This window comes from Ruegeria sp. HKCCA6707, from assembly GCF_013033515.1.
Taxonomy (GTDB): Bacteria; Pseudomonadota; Alphaproteobacteria; order Rhodobacterales; family Rhodobacteraceae; genus Ruegeria.
The window spans coordinates 572002-591353 of record NZ_WQEG01000001.1 but is presented as its reverse complement, the minus strand read 5'-3'; the positions used below and the strand labels follow the sequence as shown (position 1 = coordinate 591353).

Sequence of the window (19352 nt, the reverse complement as noted above, 5' to 3'; positions counted from 1 at the left end):
ATGCGCATAACGACAGGGAGTCCAACTATGTTCAACCGTTTGCTGACATCTGCCGCAGCACTTGGCCTAACGGCCGGTATGGCGTTTGCAGATTACAAACTGACCATTCTACATACCAACGACATCCACAGCCGCATCGAATCCATTAACAAATACGATTCGACCTGCGGCGCCGAGGACGAAGCCGAAGGCAAGTGTTTTGGTGGTGTGGCCCGCCTGAAAACACTGGTCGATGCCCGCCGCGATGCGCTGGCAGATGACAATGTATTGTTGCTTGATGCTGGTGACCCGTTCCAGGGGTCGCTGTTCTATACAACCTACAAAGGCGCTGCCGAGGCCGAATTCATGGAAGCCATCGGCTATGATGTGATGGCCGTGGGCAATCACGAGTTTGATGATGGCCCCGAAGGACTGGCAGCATTTATCGAAGCGGTCAGCTTTCCGGTGATTTCAGGCAACCTTGACCTGAGTTCGTCAAAAGAACTGAAAGGCAAGGTAGACAACCATGTGGTACTGGAGGTCGGCGGCCAGAAGATCGGCATCATCTCGGCCTTGGCGACAGATACGGTCGATACATCAAGCCCGGGCAAGGACGTGGTGTTTCAGGATGAGATCGAAAGTCTGAAAGCGGATGTTGCCAAGCTGCAGGAAGAGGGCGTCAACATCATCATCGCCCTGAACCATGTGGGTCTGGCCAAGGATATTGAAATTGCCGAGCAGGTGCCAGGCCTTGATCTTGTGGTTGGTGGCCACTCGCACACACTCTTGTCCAATACGCAAGAAGGTGCGGCGGGCAGCTATCCTATGATGGTGGGCGATGTGCCGGTCGTTCAGGCTTATGCCTATTCGAAGTATCTCGGCGAAGTCACACTGACATTCGACGATGATGGCAACCTGATTTCGGCAGAGGGCGAGCCGATCCTGCTGGACGCGTCCGTCACCCCGAATGAGGCTATTGCCGCTCGGGTGTCCGAGATGGGCGCTCCGATCGAAGAGATGAAGCAACTGGTGGTGGCTGAAAGCGCCTCGGCCATCGAAGGGGACCGCTCGGTTTGCCGTGTGCAGGAATGTGAGATGGGCAACCTTGTGGCCGATGCGATGCTGTCTCATGTGGCAGGTCAGGGTGTTCAATTGGCCATCGCCAATTCGGGCGGTCTGCGGGCGTCGATTGACGAAGGCGAGGTCACCATGGGCGAAGTGCTGACAGTGCTGCCGTTCCAGAACACTCTGTCGACCTTCGAGATCAGCGGGCAGGGCGTCATCGATGCCTTGGAAAACGGTGTCAGCCAGGTTGAAGAGGTCAAAGGTCGTTTCCCGCAGGTGGCTGGCATGACCTTTACCTGGGATCCATCTGTTGCACCGAACGAAGGCCGGATTACCGAAGTTCTGGTGGCCAAAGGGGATGGGTTTGAACCTATCGATCCTGCGGCGACCTATCTGGTGGTGACCAACAACTATGTCCGCAATGGCGGCGACGGTTACTCGATGTTCGAAGGCGACGACAAAAACGCCTACGACTTTGGCCCAGACCTGGCAGATGTCACGGCGGCATACCTGGCCGAAAACGCACCCTACAAACCCTATGTGGATGGGCGCATCAAGCAGAAGTAATCTCTGTAGAACTCAGAAAGGCAGCACGATAAGTGCTGCCTTTTTTCGTGTCCGGGGTCAGGACAAATCGTATTCCGGCCAAAGCGCCGGATCAAAACCTTCAAGCATTGGCCGGATGTGGTCTTCGACCGCGCGCCATCCACCAATTGACTTGGTCGAAATCTTGTTGCGCACCTGGTCTATGCTGGCTGTCTTTACCAGTTTTGTATTCTTTTCAGGCTGCACCATTTTTTCGTGCCACGGAATGCCGCAAAAATCTGTCACTTTGCGGCTCAACGTCTCGGGGTCCGAGACCAGATCCTCGTAAGGTACGGTCAGGATGCGATCCCCAAACCCTTTTTGCCAATGGGCCATGTATTTGCGGTAGAGGTTCGCAGAATGTGCGATGGCTTCCAGATTTGACGCATAGCGCATCCCTGGGGCCGGGAAACGACGTATCCATTTCGAAAGGCCGACGTCGCGCGGATCACGTAACATGTTGATCACACGGGCATTGGGAAACGCCGCCAGCAAGAACCCAACTTGTTGATAGTTATGGGGCATCTTGTCCACGAAAGCGATGGTGTCTTCCGGGATCGGGGGCAGCAATTTGCGGTATTCACCAGCGAAAACGGTGGCATCTTCCGAGGTAAAGGGCACACCCTTCTGATAAGGCTCAGCGCTGAGATCTCCTGAGATCATCAACTCACCGCATCCTGCTATGCCCGGAGCAGAGCTGAGCATCATCTCCATAAGTGTGGTGCCAGATCGCGGTTGGCCAATGACGAAGATCGGTTGAGGGGATTGGATCACATCAGAAGACGGGGCCGGAGCATCTACAGGGAACAGGCGACAAAGCGTTTCGAAGGTCTGTTCTTCCAGATTAAGATCATAGGGATTGGATTCATGCTGCGCAGTATTTGCCTTTGCGAACTGAGGCATGGATGCGTCCAGACCTTCAGAGCGCCGCAGCAAAATCGCTTTGGCAAATTCAAGCACCGAGTCCTGTTGCTCGCTTTGCGCGATGGCGTTCTCGATCGCCGTTCGCAAAACGGGGAATTCATCTTCGGGCGCGCTCTCAGCCAATGGGTACAATACCGCAGCATTTTTGGGATTTCGCGCAAAGATACGGTCAAGTATCTCCTTCGCACCTTCCTTGTCCCCCGACTGATGCAGATTCGTGGCCCGTCTGATCGCGATGTCTTCGACATCCGGTGCAAGCTCATAGGCACGAGCGATGTCGCGTGTGGCATGTTCGTTAAATGCTATTTGCCCATAGGCGCGCCCACGGTTGGACAGCATTTCCGCGTTGTCGGGTTCCGCCTGAAGGCGTTTGGTTGCGTGGTCAATAATAAGCCGCCAGTTCTTGCCCTTTAACTGAATCTCGTCTGTGACACGGACCAGTTCCTTGTTGTCGGGAAAAACCTTCAGCTTCTGCTCGGCATAGCTCAAGGCGCGCGGGATCTGACCTGTTTGCATAAGCGCGTTCGCGAGGTTTTCGGCAAATTGCGGATCTTCGGGCTTTCGTTTTGCAGCCTCAGCAAAATAAGGGATCGACTTGCGATATTGTTGCATCTCGGTCAGCACAAACCCTGCGATGGCAAGATAGTCCGTGTCTTTGGGGAATTTCTTGACCCCCAATTGCGCCTTTTTCAATGCCTGTGCCAGCTTTCCAGCCTCAAGATCGCTTATTGCTTTGGTCTTGAGCGATTTCGCTGTTTGTTGTGCCATGTCGGTGATTTTAGACCTTGTGTCTGAACGAATACGCCTTGAAAGTTGTTTATCCATGTGTGGCCGGATTGCAAACACTCTCCCCAATGACGCCATGGCGCAGCTGTTTTCGGCGCGCCCATCCAACACTCTGCCCGAGGTGCCGAATTTCAATATCTGCCCAACCAATGGGGTGCATGTGGTCCGGTCGGGCGCGGGTGGGCGCAAGCTGGATTCTTTGCGCTGGGGGTTCTTGCCACATTGGTACAAATCACCGACCGATGGGCCGCTGCTGATAAACGCGCGGGCAGAGACGTTGGCGGAAAAACCTGCCTTTCGCGCGGCCTGCCGCGAACGCCGTTGTCTGATCCTTGCGACCGGCTTTTATGAATGGACCAGGACCAAGGACGGAAAACGCCTGCCTTGGTACATCCACCGCCGGGATCAGGAACCGATTGCTTTCGCGGGCGTTTGGCAGGATTGGGGATGTGACGACGCGCGACAATCCACTTGCGCCATCGTGACCACCGCCGCCAATACGCATCTCGGTGCGATCCATCACCGAATGCCCCTAATTCTCGAGCCGGAAAATTGGTCGCTATGGTTGGGAGAGGAAGGAAAAGGCGCGGCGCGGCTGATGCAGCCAGGGGCCGAGGAGGTATTGGACTATTACCGCGTGAGGGTCGAGGTGAACTCGAACCGGGCCAGCGGCCCCGAACTGATCGAACCGTTTGACGCAGAATGACCGCCGAACTTCCCTTTCACCGCGTCGCAGATTAGATCGTTGATATGGCTATGACATTCTCCAGTTTGGCGCAGCTTTACGCGCACGGGTTTGACACGGTGATCGATGTGCGCAGCCCTGCGGAATATGCCGAGGATCATTTGCCGGGGGCGATCAACCTGCCGGTTCTGGACGATGAGGAACGCGCTCGGGTGGGGACGATCTATGTGCAGCAAAGCTCGTTTCTGGCGCGCAAGCTGGGTGCAGCTTTGGTGTTTCGCAACACCGCCGACCACATCGAACAACGCCTGAGCCATCATGAGGGCGGCTGGCGACCGTTGGTTTATTGCTGGCGCGGCGGGCAGAGGTCGGGTTCTTTCGCGTGGACGTTGCAACAGATCGGTTGGCGTGCGGATGTCGTCGACGGCGGATATCGGACCTATCGGCGGCTGGTGAACGCTTACCTGTATGAGGACCCGCTTGCGCAACGGCTGGTGGCGTTGGACGGCTATACGGGCACGGCAAAAACCGAAATTCTGGCGCGATTGCGGGCGCGGGATGTTCAGGTTCTGGACCTTGAAGACCTCGCCAATCATCGCGGGTCTTTGCTGGGTGAACAGCCCGGAGGGCAACCCAGCCAAAAGGCCTTTGAATCGCAACTGGCGGCTGCGCTTTGTGCATTGGATCCGGCACGGCCCGTGGTGGTCGAGTCGGAATCGTCCAAGCTTGGCAAGCTGATCTTGCCGCCCAGTGTCTGGCAGGCCTTATGCGCGGCGCCGCGCATTCGAATCGAGGCCACGGTCGCAGACCGAACGGCCTATCTGGTGCAGGCCTATGACGATATTCTATCCGATACCGAGCGCCTGCGCGACAGGCTCTCACCGCTTCGGGCGCATCGGGGACATGCGGTTGTCGACGGATGGATGGCGTTGATCGCAGTTGGTGACAAACCCGCGCTCACGCAGGCGCTGATGGAGCAGCACTATGATCCGGCCTATGAGAAATCTCGGCGCGGTCGTACCGTAGAGGAGGTCGCGCGCATGCAGGTGGCGCTGGATGCGCAGGGTCTTTCCGTCGCGGCGTCGCGGATCGAAGAGATTTTGGATCAGCTTTGAAGCGCCAGACCCGGCGTTTCGGTCAGATGCCCAATGATTGCAGCGGGATAGCCTGCGGCCTTCAACTGATCACAAAGCACGGTTGCTGTATCCGGCGCAATGGCGGCCAGTAGACCCCCGGCGGTTTGGGGATCAAACAGCAAAGCGGCTTTTCCGTCTTCGGGCAGGTTCGGCACAAGCGCGCGGTTTTCCGGATAGAGCGTCGAAGCCACACCGCGCGTGGACAGCTCGACCGCTCCAGGCAGCGTGGGAATAGCATCAAGATCCAGCACCGCGCCGCAGCCAGAGGCTACGCAGAGCCCGTGCAAATGCCCGGCCAGACCAAACCCCGTCACGTCGGTCATCGCATGGGCCGCGCGCAGCAGTCTGGAGGCCTCGCCCTGAGGCTGGCTCATGTGCGTGTAGGCCTGGGCAACCCATTCCCCCTCCGCGTCCCCGGCCATTTCGGCAGCCATCAAGACGCCGCTGCCCAAAGGTTTGGTCAGGATCAACGCGTCCCCCGGCTTGCCGCCAGACAGGGTGATCGGCTCGTTTTCACACAGGCCGGTCAGGGTGAAGCCGATGGTCATCTCATCGCCCATCGAACTGTGCCCGCCGACAATTTCCGCTCCGGCTGCGCGGATGACCGCGTCGGCTGTGGCCATGATCTCGGTCAGCGTGCGGCTTTGCAACGTGGCGGACATGCGCGACAGGATGATAGTGGCTGTGGCCGCCTGTGGCTGGGCCCCCATTGCCCAGATATCGCCAAGCGCGTGAACCGCGGCGATGCGGGTCATCAGCACCGGATCGTGTACAAAGCCGCGCAGATGGTCTGAGGTCATGACCTGCCGCGCGTCGCCGGTTTTCAGCAGGGCCGCGTCATCGCCGGGCAAGGGCACCACATCGTCGCGCGACGGGGGGGGACGCTGGTTCAAAACGTCCGTTAACGCGCCACGTCCCAACTTGGCCCCGCATCCGCCGCACATGGGCTTATCCCCCAGCGCCTCTTGCACCCCCGCAGCGCGTGCGTGGGGCAGGGCCGGAGGTTCCATCTTGGGCAGATCGCGAAACTTGTTCATGAAGTTTTGATCGATGTGGTCTTTCCAGCGCCACATCAAAGACCCGCTGAAGGACTTGCCCAACCGTTCACCCAGCGCGGATTTCCCGCCCAGCGAGATGAGCTTGAGGTAATCATTCTGCGGCACATACCGTTTCAGTCGTCCGGACCCCAGCGCGGCGCGGAGGTTGTTGAACAGGATAGGCGCTTCCCGCACCGCATAGACGCCTGCCTTGGGGCGTGGGTTTTCCGTCAGATGCGCGCAGTCGCCTGCGGCAAAAATCAGCGGCTCACTGGATTGCAAATAGCTGTTCACCTTGATGAAGCCGTCCTGCATCTGAAGTCCGGTTTCGGCAATCCAATCATAGGGTTTCGCCCCGGCCGCCCCGGTGACGAAATGCGCCGCGATCTGTTGCCCGTCCGTCAGTTCCACATGTTCTGCGGTGATCCGCGCTATGCTGGCGTTTTCGATCAGAGTCACACCCAATTCGGCCATCGCCTTGCGAATGGTATCGGCTGATTTGGGCTTGGTCGCGGTCAGCGCGGTGGCATTGTCGATCACGGTCACCGTGCCTTGCCTGCGCCGGCTAAGCAAAGCGTGAGCCATCGCCATGGCAAGCTCGGCCCCGGCCACGCCGCCACCGATCACGACAATGGAGGCAGGACCGTCGCCTGACAGGTATTCGGCCCAACGCGCTGCAAAACGTCCCAGCGGCTTGGCGGGGACGGCGTGTTCCGCAAATCCGGGCAGGGCAGGCATGTCCGAGGTGATGCCCACATTGATCGCGGCCACGTCAAAGGCAATCGGCGGTCGGTGGGGCAGATGAACGCGGTGGTTTTCCGCGTCGATCCCCTCTACGGCGCCCAGAACCACCCGGGCCCCGGCAAAACGCGCCAGTTTGACCAGATCGATATCCAGCGCGTCTCGGTCATAATGCCCCGCCACAAACCCCGGCAGCATACCCGAGTAGGGCGCGGTCGGGCCGGGGTTTATCACGGTCACGCGCGCACCCGGCAGCGGGTTCATGCCCCATTCACGCAAAAGCAGTGCGTGGGTATGGCCCCCGCCAATCAGCACCAGATCGCGGGTCAAAGGCAGGGGCGGTCTGTTCATGGGTCTTAATTCGCGCTGTGATCCGGGACGTCTTCGACCTGCTCAACCGCGTGGGTGGCCCAAAGCTCATCCTCGCCCGCGTCCGGCAAATCCTGTGGCTGTTCATGGCGGTGAATATGCCATTTGGCAATGAACAGGGCCGTGATCGGTGCTGTGAGGAAAAGAAACAGCGTGATCAACAGCTCGTGCAGAGACAGTTTGCCTTCCAGCAATACAGAATGCGCGATGGACGCCAAGAGCACCCCGCCAACGCCCAGTGTTGTCGCCTTGGTGGGTGCGTGCAGTCGCGACATCGGGTCTTTCAACTTGATCATCCCGAACGATCCGACAAAGCCGAAAATGCCAGAGACGATCAGGAAAAAGGCGATCAGAATTTCGAAAATACCTGTCATGCCAGCCTCATTCGATAATGTTGCCGCGCAGCATGAAACGCGCATATGCCACGGTTGAGACAAAGCCGAGCATGGCGATGATCATAGCTGATTCAAAGAAGATCTCGGTGCCTTCCTTCAACCCGTAGAGGATCATCAGAGCAATCGTGTTGATCACCATCGTATCCAAGGCCAGTACGCGGGTGCCCACCCCATCTGCGGTGATGATCCGCCACAGGCACATCATGATCGCCGCGCCGAAACAGGCAAAGGTGAAATAGAGCGCATAGGTGATCATTCGAAAATCTCCTTCAGGCGGCGTTCGTAGCGTTGTTTGATCTCATCCCGAACGGCGGCAGGGTCGGGGGCGTCCAGGCAATGGACCAGCAGGTTGTGACCCTGCGCCGACAGATCACAGCTGACTGTACCGGGTGTCATGGTGATGGTGCCAGCCAATACCGTGATCGCCTCGGGCGTGCGCAGATCAAGCGGGACGCACACCCAGTTCGGCTCACGGTCAGAGTCGCGTTTGAAAAGGATGATCCGAGCCACGGTGATATTCGCAATCACGATGTCCCACAGCACAACCAGGATGTATTCGACCACCATGGACCAGTTGCGCAGCTTGGGGCGATCTGGCCAATAGGGCTGCGTTATGAATGGGATGATGATCCCCAAGAGCAGGCCAAACACGACCGAGTTCAGCGAGCCGTTATTGGCCAGCAGGACCCACACAACCGTCAGCAGGAAAGTCAGGTGTGGGTGCGGGAAAATTCGCCTGAGCAGCTTCATCATTCTTCCCCTCCCAACACAGCCGAGATGTAATCATCCGGCGTGAACAATTGCGCCGCTGTCCCGCTGGCATAGGTCAGCGCCGGGCCGGCAAATATGGTCAACAAGGCAAGCCCCGCGACGACCCCAAACACGGATGCAAAGGCCAATCCAGGCGACGGCTCTGGCGTGCTCGATATCTGCGCGTCGTCGTCTGTTTCTTCGGTGGGTGGCGGAGTGATCGCGGCATCATAGCTCTTCCAGAAGATCAGCGTACCTGCCCGGGCCAGGCCGACAATGGTTACGAAAGATCCAATCAGGATAACGGCCCAAACCGCCGTGGCATCCGGTGCGTCGCGGGAGGCATCAAGCACCAACAGCTTGCCGATGAAGCCTGACAGCGGCGGCATGCCCGCCAGCGCGATGGCACCCACAAAGAACAGGGCGGCGATCAGCCCGTTCTGTGCCATCGGGGCCTTGGGCTCAATCGCGCCTCCGCGGCGTTCCATAACCATATCCGCCACCAGAAACAGCAAAGCAGTCGCCAGCGTGGAATGGAAGATATAATAAAGCGCCGCAGCAGTGGCGGTCTCGCTGAACAAAGAGATCGCGATCAGCAGGGTCCCCATCGAGGCGATGGCGCAAAAGGCAACCATTCGCGCGATATGGTTCGAGCCCAATATGCCGATTGTACCAACAGCCAGCGTCAGCAAAGCGGCGGGTTGCAGCCAATCGCCGATCAAACCATCGGTCACCGCCACGTCGGGGCCAAAGGCCAGAGTATAGACCCGCAGGATCGAATAGGCTCCTACCTTTGTCATGATCGCGAACAGCGCGGCTACCGGCAAAGGCGCGTTGGCATAGCTGGCGGGCAGCCAGAAATGCAGTGGCAATACAGCGGCCTTGATGCAGAAGACGAGCAACAGCAAAACCGCGCCAACCCGCAACAGGGCGGTATCTTCGGGTGGAATCTCGGCCACGCGCACGGCCAAGTCGGCCATGTTGAGCGTGCCGGTCACGCCATAGATCGTTCCCAATGCGAACAGAAATAGGGTCGAGCCGATCAGGTTATAGGCCACATATTGCACGCCGGCCTTTAATCGCACTGCGCCACCGCCATGGGTCATCAGGCCGTAAGAGGCGATCAGCAGCACCTCGAAGAAAACAAACAGGTTAAAGGCGTCGCCGGTCAGAAAGGCGCCGCAGACACCCATCAGCTGGAAATGGAACAACGCATGGAAATGCTTGCCCCTTTCGTCCCAGCCCGAGCCGATGGCATATAGGACAATCGGCAGGGCCAGCAACGCGGTCAGCAGCACCATCATCGCTGAAAGCTTGTCCAGCACCAGAACGATCCCGAACGGCGCTGGCCAGTCACCCAGCTCATAGACCTGAATATCACCGCCAGAGGCCTGCGCGGTGATGGTCAGGGCAATGCCCAGCAACCCGACAACACCGGCGATTGAGAAGATGCGCTGCAAGTCCAGGTGATAGCGCAGCACCATGATGATGAAAGGGGCCAGGATCGCAGGAAGAACGATCGGCGCAACGATCCAATGGTTCATGCGTCTTCTCCCGGCGCGTCCACGCTGTCATCGGGTTTCATGTCGATATGATCGTCCTTTGACGACAGATAGGCACTAAGCGCGATCATCACGATCACCGCCGTCATCCCGAATGAGATCACGATGGCTGTCAGCACCAACGCCTGAGGCAGCGGGTCGGTATAGGCGACGTCTTCGTATTTGTTCAAAACCGCAGGCGCGTTCAGCGCCAGACGCCCAGTCGCGAACAGGAACACGTTAACCGCATAGGTGATCAGCGAAAGGCCCAGAATGACAGGAAAGGTCCGGCGACGCAGGATCAGGAAAATTCCGGCCGCCGTCATGACGCCCACGGCAGAGGCTACAAGCGCTTCCATCAGCCCTGCTCCTTCTCTTTATCGTCTTCCGGGGGACTGTCCCGCAGCGGGTTGATGTCCATCGGGAACTCTTGCGCCATACCCGGCTGCCAGGCGAAGCGGGACAGGCTGTCCAGCGCCAGCATCACGGCCCCAAGCACGGCCAGGAACACGCCCGTGTCAAACAGGATTGCTGTGGCCCACTCAAATTCTTCCAGCGGCGGCCAGTTGATATAGCCAAAATCACTGGTCAGGAACGGCCGCTCGTTGAACCAGGCGCCGATCCCGGTGGCGGCGGCGATCAAAACGCCCCAGCCGATGGTGCCGTGGTAATAGAACCGTTGCCGCTCAATCGCCCAGGTATAGCCGCTGGCCATGTATTGCATCAGGAAGGCAATGGCGACGATCAGGCCGGCGATGAAACCACCTCCGGGTTGGTTGTGACCCCTGAAGAAGATGTAAGCGCCCACCATCAGGGCTATGGGCATCATTACACGGGTGGCCACAACCATCATCAGCGGATGGGAGTCGCCCGATTGCGGCCAATGCGGTTTGCGGTTCAGCAGATAGGCGCGGACATTGCTGCCCAGAACGGCCTCGGTCAGGGCAAAGATGATCAGCGCGGCGATCCCCAGCACAATGATCTCTCCGAACGTATCAAATCCCCGGAAATCCACCAGGATCACGTTCACTACATTGGTGCCTCCGCCGCCTTTGTACGAGTTGGCGAGGTGAAAGTCCGAGATCGTCGGGAAGGCAAAGTCCCGCAGCATGATGGCATAGATCAGTGCGCCAGAGCCAATGCCCGCCACAACGGAAATCGCGGCATCGCGCCAACGTCGCCCGGCGGTGCTGTCCCAGGGTGTGTCGGTGGGCAGAAAGTTCAGCGACAGCAACAACAGGATCATCGTCACCACCTCGACCGAGATCTGGGTCAGCGCCAGATCCGGGGCCGAGAGATAGTTGAAGGCCATCGAAACGATCAAGCCGACCACGCCAATCAGCACCAGCGACAGCAGGCGGTTTCGGTGGAACCACATGATCGCCAGCGTCGCGCCCACCAGACAGATCCAGCCAATGATGGGAATGATCTGCGCAGGCAAGGGTACGCGCGTTGGCAAACCCATACCGCCCGTGGAAAAGGCGTAGTAGCCCAAGGCAACGGTGAAGGCGATCAGGATGATGGCATAACGGCTGATCACGCCATTATGCAGCTCATCCGTGATCCAGTGGCTCAGGCGGGTCAGCGCATTGATAATGGCCTCGAAAATCACCTTGGCCTCGGGGCGGGGCAGGGCGTTCCAAAGGCGCTCGGCATGGCTGTGCAAAGACAGAAGGAACAGACCGCCCAAAGTGGCAATCACCGACATGTAAAGCGCAGGTGTAAAGCCGTGCCAGAGTTTCAGAGAATAATAGGGCAGCTTTTCACCCCCGATCACCGCGCTTGAGACGACGGCGACCAAAGGCCCCACGATTGCTGCAGAGTACAGACCGATTAGAACAACCAGCACGACCAGGAGCGAGGGCGCAATCCACAGACCCACAGGCGGGTCATGTGGCTTGGACGGATAGGAGTCGCGCTGCGGCCCAAGGAACACATGGCTGACGAAGCGGAACGAGTAAGCAGCTGAGAAGAGCGCCGCGACCACGGCCAGAACTGGCACGAGGTAATGCGAGTTCAGCCAGGTCGTGTGAACCGTCTCCTCCAGCATCATTTCCTTCGACAAAAACCCGTTCAATGGCGGAAGACCCGCCATGGACAGGGCGGCGATTGTGCCAATTGTGAAGGTGATTGGCATCAGGTGCCGCAGCCCACCCAGCTTTTTGATGTCGCGTGTGCCGGTCTCATGATCGACAATGCCTGCGGTCATGAACAAGGCGGCTTTGAAGGTGGCGTGGTTGATGATGTGGAACACGGCAGCGACGGCTGCGAATTTGGTGCCAAAGCCCAACAGCATGGTGATCAGGCCCAGATGGGACACGGTCGAAAACGCCAGCAAGGCCTTGAGGTCATCCTTGAAGAGCGCAATCACCGCACCGATCAGCATGGTGATCAGGCCTGTGGTTGCCACGATATAGAACCACGCATCCGTGCCCGCCAGAACCGGCCACATTCGGGCCATCAGGAACAGGCCTGCCTTCACCATGGTGGCCGAGTGCAGATAGGCCGAAACCGGAGTGGGCGCCGCCATCGCGTGAGGCAGCCAGAAGTGAAACGGGAACTGCGCGGATTTGGTGAAGCAACCCAGCAGGATCAGGATCAGCGCGGGCAGGTAATAGGGCGAGGCCTGGATCAGCTCTTTGTTTTGAAGAATGACGCTCAGGTCATAAGACCCCACGATATTGCCCAGGATTAGCATCCCCGCGATCATCGCCAACCCGCCTGAGCCGGTGACAGCCAGCGCCATGCGTGCGCCCTGCCGCCCTTCAGGCAGGTGTTTCCAATAGCCGATCAACAAGAATGAGCTCAGCGACGTAAGCTCCCAGAAAATAAGCAGAAGAAGGATATTGTCAGACAGGACGATGCCCACCATCGCGCCCTGAAACAGTAGCAGATAAGTGTAGAATTGCCCCATCGGGTCTTCGCGCGACAGGTAGAACCGCGCGTAGAGGATGATCAGCAGGCCGATGCCCAGGATCAGCAGCGCAAAAAGAAAACCCAGCCCGTCCAGCATGAAGTTTGCGTTCAGCCCAAGGATCGGGATCCAGTCAAACCGGGCGGTGATCACCTCGCCGCGCATTACCGATGGGATATGGATCAGCAGGCCCATCAAGGCCAGAAACGTGGTCAACCCTGCGGCAGAAGCGGCGGCATTCCGACCTGCGCGGATCAGCAGGGCAGGAAACACAGCGCCAAGGAAAGGAAGGGCCGCGATAAGGAATAGGGACAATTGCGATACTCCGGGATGGGCGGTCAGGGTGAAACCAATTTTGTAAGGATATTTTTTCCACTGTCCAGAACTTGCAAGTTTTTCACGGTGTTCTACGGAGCCCCTACGGCGCAGGACTTAATGCGATATAATGACGCGAACTTGATCAAAGCCCGGATTTTCGGCGCGGCAAGCCAAACCCATCTGTGGTAGAAGGCACCAACGCACAGGAGGCGACAGTGGCACAGAAGACGAACCGGACTCGGCGATGGGTACTGGTCGGCGGCGGCGCAGCCGTTGCCGCTGGGTTTGCCATACGCGAATACCGTCTGATCCCCGAGGCGCATGCGGGTGGGCGCATTACGGTCACCGAGGCGCATGACCAGGCCACGCAAGGCAATATCCTTCTGGTCGATATCAGAACACCGCGCGAATGGCGGGCCTCAGGCGTTGGCGCGGGTGCGGTGCCTTTGGACATGCGGCGCGAGGATTTCGTTCAGGCGTTGACGGATCTGGTCGACGGCAACGCAGCAGCGCCGGTCGCTCTGATCTGCGCGCGCGGTGTGCGGTCGGCACGGCTCAGCAATCAGCTGATCGCAGCAGGGTTTACCAATATCATTGACGTGCCCGAGGGCATGTTGGGCTCGGCCGCCGGGCCGGGATGGGTTCGGGCCGGCTTGCCGGTACAACAATATCAAGAGGATGCAGGATGATCCGAGAGTTTAGCCTGGCCGCCGGATTCGCCGTAATCGGCCAAACAGCGATTGCCGCCTGTGCCGATCAGGACGGGGTATGCGAGACACCAATGGGGGCCTATCACATCGAGTTGCCAGACAATGACAACGCACCAATGGTCGTGTTCCTGCATGGCTATGGTGGCAGTGGACAGGGCACCATGCGCAATCGCGGTATGGTTCAGCCGCTGCTGGATCGCGGTTATGCCGTAATGGCACCCGAAGGGCTGGAACGCCCTGATCGCGGGGGCACCCAAAGCTGGAACTTCTACCCCGGTTTTGGCGAGCGCGACGAAACGGCCTTTTTAAGCGAAGCGGTGCAGGACGCCGCAGACCGGTTCGGCATCAATGCGGAACACGTTATGCTGGGCGGGTTCTCTGCGGGGGGTTTTATGGTGAACTACCTGGCCTGCGAAGCACCGGAAGCTTTCTCGGCCTATGTTCCTGTCTCGGGTGGCTTTTGGCGCCCGCACCCGGAAACCTGTGAGGGGCCCATCCGTATGTTCCACACCCATGGCTGGACCGACAATGTGGTGCCGCTGGAAGGGCGGCTGCTGGGCGGCGGGCGCTTTCAGCAGGGTGATATCTATGCCGGGTTCGAGATCTGGCGCGAGGCCAATGGCTGCGTGGATCACAAACCCACCGGCTTCAGCACCACCGGCAATTTCATGCGCCGCCACTGGAGCAACACCTGCGACGAAGGCAGCGCGCTGGAATTTGCCTTGTTCCCGGGCGGGCATACAGTGCCAACCGGATGGGCTGACATGATCGTGGACTGGTATGAAGGGCTTCCCGACAGCGAGGCCGGGGGCTAATTCATTCGGCCGGGGTCAGATTGGATTTACCCTCGACCAGATCTTTCAATTCATTGCGATAGCGGCGGGCCGAGCGTGTGATCGCAGGCTCGCTGAAATCCTCGCGCATGCCAACCATGCGACGCGCAGCCCCGGCAGATACTCCACTAAGTGCTGACAGCGGGATTGCCAATGCAAGGCTGATCGCAATCGGTGCCAGCCAGATCGAGACAAGGCCCGACAGGATACCGACACTCAGCGCAACGCCGCTGACCGTCTCAAGCGCGTGACAAATAACCAGTGTTCGCAGCCCATAGCTGCCGCCATCGCGCGCTTGCGGCGACCATCCGCGCTGAACGCCAAAGGCGGTGCGGAACACAGCGATCATCTGCTGGACCATCAGGATCGGCGCATAGAGGATGGACAGAACCACCTCGGCCAGAAACGAGGTCACAAATCGCCGCTCGCCACCGAAATCGGCATACCGCACACCGCTGAGCGGCAAGGCCAGAACGCCCAGCACCTTAGGGGCCAGCAGCATGGCATACATCACCAGAATGATCAGCACATGGCGGGTTTCGCTCATCTCGGGCCATTGCGGGAACAGCGGGTTGTCAGGGCTGAAATAATGCAGAACCGACGCGTCCTCACCCTGACCAATCACAGCCCACATCACCAGCAAGGCAAACCACAAGGGCGACATCAAATAGCCCACGGCACCATGGAACATGTGAAAGCGCGACACGGCCCGGAATCCGCTGGAGCCCAGCAGTTTCAGATGTTGCAGGTTGCCCTGGCACCACCGCCGATCCCGCATCGCGTGGTCGATCAGGGTGGGGGGTGTTTCCTCGTAAGAACCACGGATGCGCGGCAGGAACCGAACGGCCCAACCGGCGCGGCGCAGCAGACCGGCCTCGACAAAATCGTGGCTCATGATCATCTTCTCCTGACCGCTGAGCGACCGCAGCTTGGGCAAACCCGCACAAGTGGCAAAGGCCTTGGTGCGGATAATGGCGTTATGGCCCCAATAGTTGCCCTCTTGCCCGCACCAACGGGCCAGACCTTCGGCAAAAGCGATGCCATAGACGCCATTGGCGAATTGCTGCATCCGGGCAAAGACCGATTGTGCGCCGATCAGCTGCGGATAGCTTTGGATCAACCCCGCACCCGGATCACGCGCCAGCGCATCGGTCAGGCGATAGATCGCGCGCCCGGTCATCAGGCTGTCGGCATCCAGCACCAGCATCGCGTCCCATTCGGCCCCCCAGCGGCTGACCCAGTCCGAGATATTGCCAACCTTGCGGTCGGTATTCTGTTCGCGGCGGCGGTAATAGAGCTCTAGCCCCGGGGCCAGCGTGGTGCGCAATGCCTCGACGCTGGCCTGTTCCTGCGCTGCGATTTCGGGGTCGCGCGTGTCCGAGAGGATGAACATGGCATAGTGATGCTGCCCACCCCGCGTCTGAAGATCCTCAAGCATCGTGCGGGCATTGCCGAGCACGTTCCAGGGCACTTCGTTATAGATCGGCGTCAGCAGCGCCACGCGCAGCGGCTGCGCCTTTTGGTTCCGGTTGGGCGCGTCCTGACGCGCCAGCGACACCATGCCCAGCAGCACGGTGCAGACCGTGAAGGAAATCCAGAAGAAGTTGAACGAGATCAGCGTCAGCAGGATCGCTTCGACCAGATTGATCCCTTCCGCACCAAACCAATCGCTCATGACCCACAGCAGGCCAAGCGTTGCGGCCATGGCAGGTGAAAACGCCAGCGCGCGCCAGAACCCGGCCGAGGGGCCGCGGGCGTTGGACGGTGCATCCGCGTCGCGAAACCGCGCCTGAAAACTCTGCGCTGGCATCGCCAGAGGTGCCTCGGGCGGCATGATATGCAGATCGCGGTTCATATGGTCCAACGGTAGAGCCAGACCTCAGAGGCTGGCTGTTTGTCTTTCAGAAGCTGCGCGCGCAGCTCAACATGGTTGCGCTCGCCAGGCTGGAAGGAAAACGCCAGCCGCAAACCGCCCGTTTCGGGGTTGCGTTGCAAAACGCCATCCGAGGTTTCGGCATGAGGCGAATCCACAAAAATCGTCATCGCGTCAATGTCGTCAAACAGATCGCTGGCCTCGAAATCGATCACCGCCAGACGGCCTTCTCCAAAGGTGTTTTCCCCCATGGCCGAGTTGATCACGCGTGGCATCGGCGTGCGCTGAGGCTCTTCACCCCAGATCAGGCGATAGGACAGGTCAAACTGGCTGCCTGCGGCATAAGGCTCGGCTGGGCGCCAATAGGCAACGATATTGTCATAGATCTCCTGATCTGCCGGTATCTCGACCAGTGTGACCGTGCCTTTGCCCCAATCTTCATTTGGCTCTACCCAAAGACCGGGCCGCTTGTGGTAGTTGGCCTCAAGATCGGCGTAGTCCGAGAAGTCGCGCTTGCGCTGCATCAGGCCGAAGCCGCGCGGGTTCATATCCACGAAAGACGAGATTTGCAGGCGCGTAGGGTTGGCCAGGGGACGCCACAGAACCTCACCCGCGCCATTGCGGATCATCAGCCCGTCGCTGTCATGTACGGCAGGGCGGAAATCATCGAACCGGCTGTGATTTGTGTCGTCAAACAGGAACATTGAGGTGCCCGGCGCGATACCCACATGCGGCAGCTCTTCGCGGGTGAAGAGGGTGGCTTCGACATCCATCACGCAATCCGCACCCGCCGTGACGTTGAAACGATAGGCGCCGGACACAGAGGGGCTGTCCATCAACGCGTGCACAACCATGTTGCGCTGGCCCGGTTTGGGACGCTCCAGCCAGAAGCGAATGAATTCGGGGAATTCCTCACCATCCGGGTCCCCGGTTTTCAGCGCCAGCCCGCGGGCGGACAGGCCATAGACCTCGTGCAGCCCGATCGCGCGGAAATAGCTGGCCCCCTGCCAGACGCAGAATTCGTCAGTCTTGCCGGGGCGATGCATTTCGGTACGCAGGCGCAGACCCGAGAAGCCCAGAGTGTCATCGATCGGCAGCTTTGGCACGTCTTCGGATTTGTCGAACATCGCCAGATCGAAGACGACGGGCTTGATCATGCCGTCCTCGACCGTCGAAACCTTTACGGTGCGCGGGAAATACAGCCCAGGAGTAAAGAAATCGACGTTGAACGGCGTCTCGGTCTCATACCACAGCGCGCGGTCCAGACGGAAACGGATCGAGCGATATTGCTGATAGGTCAGGTCCTGCCATTCCTGTGGCACCATTTCGCGCTCAGCATAGGGGCGGCTGGCCAGATCCCTGGCCATTTCAATCACATCATTGCGGTCGAACGGAACCTCGCCCCCCGTTGCATATGCTGAAGGGGCCAGCGCCAGCGCTGTTGAAGAGGCCAGAAACGCGCGACGGGTAAAATTCATTTCTTCGACCTCCAGGGTTGTGACTTGAACCAAGCTGCCAGATAGGCCACGCCGATGATCATCGCAAAGCCAATCATGTTGGCCGCAAAGACAGTGGCAACATCCCGCCCAGCCTGATCCAGAACGACGCCGATCAGGCGGGCAGCGGCCATGGAAAACACAAACACAGCAAGGGATTGCTGACCGACCTTGGTGATGACGGCCAACAGGGCCTGCCAGATCCGGGCACCAACGCTATGGCCTGTGGCGATCAGACGGTGACCCTTTTCGCCCGCTGCGACCCAGCCCAGATAGGCCAGCGCCAAGAAGTGCACATAGCGCAACAACCCAAATTCGGTCTTGCCGCGCAGCTCTTCGGTCAGCGGCCAGCCCTTGCGCAGCACCGCCCCCAAATCCGGGGCCGCATTGTTGATCCAGCTAAAGACTTTCCACGAGCCGAAAGGTGCAGACAGGATCAGGAATGCCACCGCGACCCAGATCAGGGTTTTTGATACAGGAGGAGCAGGGATCCAGCCGCGCATGAATGCAAAGCCGGTGAAAAACAGCAACTGCCAGCCGAACGGGTTGAAAAACCACTGCCGCTCTGACCACGGCTCGGCCGGCAAGGCCAGCAGACCGGTCTGCGCCACTAGCCATATCGCCACACAGACGCCCGCCATCAGCCAGAAGCTGACACGATAGAGCGCCATGTAAAGCGGCATCAGCGCCAGCACCACAAGATACATTGGTAGGATGTCAAAGTAGTTAGGCACATAGGTCAGCGTGAAAATCCCGACCATCTGCGAGGCAGGGTCCTTGAAGAAATGCTGCAGGTTCAGCGACGAGATATAGGTCTTTTCAAACGCACCGGTCTGATCGAGCGCGGCCATCGTCATGGCAACAAAGAAAAACAGGCAGATATGGGCCCAATAAACCTGCCAGATGCGGAAGGCCACGCGTGCGGTCCCCATCCACCAGCCTTTTTTCAGGAAGGCCCCGCCAAAGGCGATTGCCGATGCCATGCCCGAGCAGAAAACAAAGATCTCTGTCGCGTCGGAATAGCCAAACCGGGCCGGGATCCAGCGGGCCCAGGGGTCGTTCGGGATATGCGCAATCAGGATGATGAACATCGCGATGCCGCGATAGAAATCCAGCCGCGGGTCACGCGTACGAGCAGGGGCCGCGGTGGTGGCCGCAGCGGGTGCAAAGTCAGAAGAGGGCGAAATTGTCGCCATTCGGTCTTGGTCCTTATTG

The 19352-nt window shown here is 59.1% G+C and carries 16 protein-coding genes; 5 read left to right on the top strand and 11 right to left on the bottom strand.

Annotated elements, in window-relative coordinates; all coding sequences use genetic code 11:
- The first annotated feature begins 27 nt into the window (after positions 1-27).
- Positions 28-1611, top strand: coding sequence for a bifunctional UDP-sugar hydrolase/5'-nucleotidase (locus GOW40_RS02910; protein ID WP_171128722.1), 1584 nt, complete (start codon positions 28-30; stop codon positions 1609-1611).
- 57 nt (positions 1612-1668) lie between these two features.
- Here the strand turns inward: GOW40_RS02910 and GOW40_RS02905 are convergent, their stop codons facing one another.
- Complete coding sequence (locus GOW40_RS02905; protein WP_171128724.1) at positions 1669-3321, bottom strand: sulfotransferase; 1653 nt, start codon at positions 3319-3321, stop codon at positions 1669-1671.
- A gap of 55 nt (positions 3322-3376) precedes the next feature.
- On the opposite strand from GOW40_RS02905, the gene GOW40_RS02900 reads away from it, so the two are divergent.
- Positions 3377-4045: an SOS response-associated peptidase gene (locus tag GOW40_RS02900; RefSeq protein WP_171128725.1), complete on the top strand. Its 669-nt coding sequence runs from the start codon at positions 3377-3379 to the stop codon at positions 4043-4045.
- Between the two features lie 44 nt (positions 4046-4089).
- Positions 4090-5139 (top strand): tRNA 2-selenouridine(34) synthase MnmH, encoded by a 1050-nt coding sequence (mnmH, locus tag GOW40_RS02895; protein WP_171128727.1) that lies wholly within the window; start codon positions 4090-4092, stop codon positions 5137-5139.
- Here the strand turns inward: mnmH and selD are convergent.
- Genes selD through GOW40_RS02860 form a run of 7 tightly spaced genes read right to left on the bottom strand, consistent with a single transcriptional unit; the run spans position 5130 to position 13222 of the window.
- Positions 5130-7289, bottom strand: coding sequence for a selenide, water dikinase SelD (gene selD / locus GOW40_RS02890; RefSeq protein WP_171128729.1), 2160 nt, complete (start codon positions 7287-7289; stop codon positions 5130-5132). The genes mnmH and selD overlap by 10 nt on opposite strands.
- Before the next feature lie 5 nt (positions 7290-7294).
- Positions 7295-7681, bottom strand: a complete 387-nt coding sequence (locus tag GOW40_RS02885; RefSeq protein ID WP_171128732.1) for a Na+/H+ antiporter subunit G — start codon at positions 7679-7681, stop codon at positions 7295-7297.
- A 7-nt stretch (positions 7682-7688) separates the two neighbouring features.
- Positions 7689-7958, bottom strand: coding sequence for a K+/H+ antiporter subunit F (locus GOW40_RS02880; protein ID WP_171102285.1), 270 nt, complete (start codon positions 7956-7958; stop codon positions 7689-7691).
- Positions 7955-8452, bottom strand: coding sequence for a Na+/H+ antiporter subunit E (locus tag GOW40_RS02875; protein WP_171102284.1), 498 nt, complete (start codon positions 8450-8452; stop codon positions 7955-7957). The genes GOW40_RS02880 and GOW40_RS02875 overlap by 4 nt, the downstream gene beginning before the upstream one ends.
- Positions 8452-9996 (bottom strand): monovalent cation/H+ antiporter subunit D, encoded by a 1545-nt coding sequence (locus GOW40_RS02870; RefSeq protein ID WP_171102283.1) that lies wholly within the window; start codon positions 9994-9996, stop codon positions 8452-8454. Before GOW40_RS02870 ends, GOW40_RS02875 begins: the two co-directional genes overlap by 1 nt.
- Positions 9993-10352, bottom strand: a complete 360-nt coding sequence (locus GOW40_RS02865; RefSeq protein WP_171128734.1) for a Na+/H+ antiporter subunit C — start codon at positions 10350-10352, stop codon at positions 9993-9995. Before GOW40_RS02865 ends, GOW40_RS02870 begins: the two co-directional genes overlap by 4 nt.
- A complete protein-coding gene (locus tag GOW40_RS02860) occupies positions 10352-13222 on the bottom strand; it encodes a monovalent cation/H+ antiporter subunit A (RefSeq protein WP_171128736.1) in 2871 nt (956 codons plus the stop codon). Before GOW40_RS02860 ends, GOW40_RS02865 begins: the two co-directional genes overlap by 1 nt.
- A 218-nt stretch (positions 13223-13440) precedes the next feature.
- Between GOW40_RS02860 and GOW40_RS02855 the strand changes: the two genes are divergently transcribed.
- Together GOW40_RS02855 and GOW40_RS02850 are read left to right on the top strand one after the other, a co-directional pair.
- A complete protein-coding gene (locus GOW40_RS02855) occupies positions 13441-13914 on the top strand; it encodes a rhodanese-like domain-containing protein (protein WP_171102280.1) in 474 nt (157 codons plus the stop codon).
- Positions 13911-14750: a PHB depolymerase family esterase gene (locus GOW40_RS02850; protein ID WP_171136359.1), complete on the top strand. Its 840-nt coding sequence runs from the start codon at positions 13911-13913 to the stop codon at positions 14748-14750. Before GOW40_RS02855 ends, GOW40_RS02850 begins: the two co-directional genes overlap by 4 nt.
- A gap of 1 nt (position 14751) precedes the next feature.
- Here GOW40_RS02850 and mdoH read toward each other — a convergent pair whose 3' ends face one another.
- Genes mdoH through GOW40_RS02835 form a run of 3 tightly spaced genes read right to left on the bottom strand, consistent with a single transcriptional unit; the run spans position 14752 to position 19333 of the window.
- A complete protein-coding gene (mdoH, locus tag GOW40_RS02845; protein ID WP_171130444.1) occupies positions 14752-16623 on the bottom strand; it encodes a glucans biosynthesis glucosyltransferase MdoH in 1872 nt (623 codons plus the stop codon).
- On the bottom strand, positions 16620-18119 hold the full coding sequence (locus GOW40_RS02840; RefSeq protein ID WP_171128740.1) for a glucan biosynthesis protein: 1500 nt from the start codon (positions 18117-18119) through the stop codon (positions 16620-16622). The genes mdoH and GOW40_RS02840 overlap by 4 nt, the downstream gene beginning before the upstream one ends.
- On the bottom strand, positions 18116-19333 hold the full coding sequence (locus GOW40_RS02835; RefSeq protein WP_171128742.1) for an OpgC family protein: 1218 nt from the start codon (positions 19331-19333) through the stop codon (positions 18116-18118). The genes GOW40_RS02840 and GOW40_RS02835 overlap by 4 nt, the downstream gene beginning before the upstream one ends.
- Positions 19334-19352 lie beyond the last annotated feature (19 nt).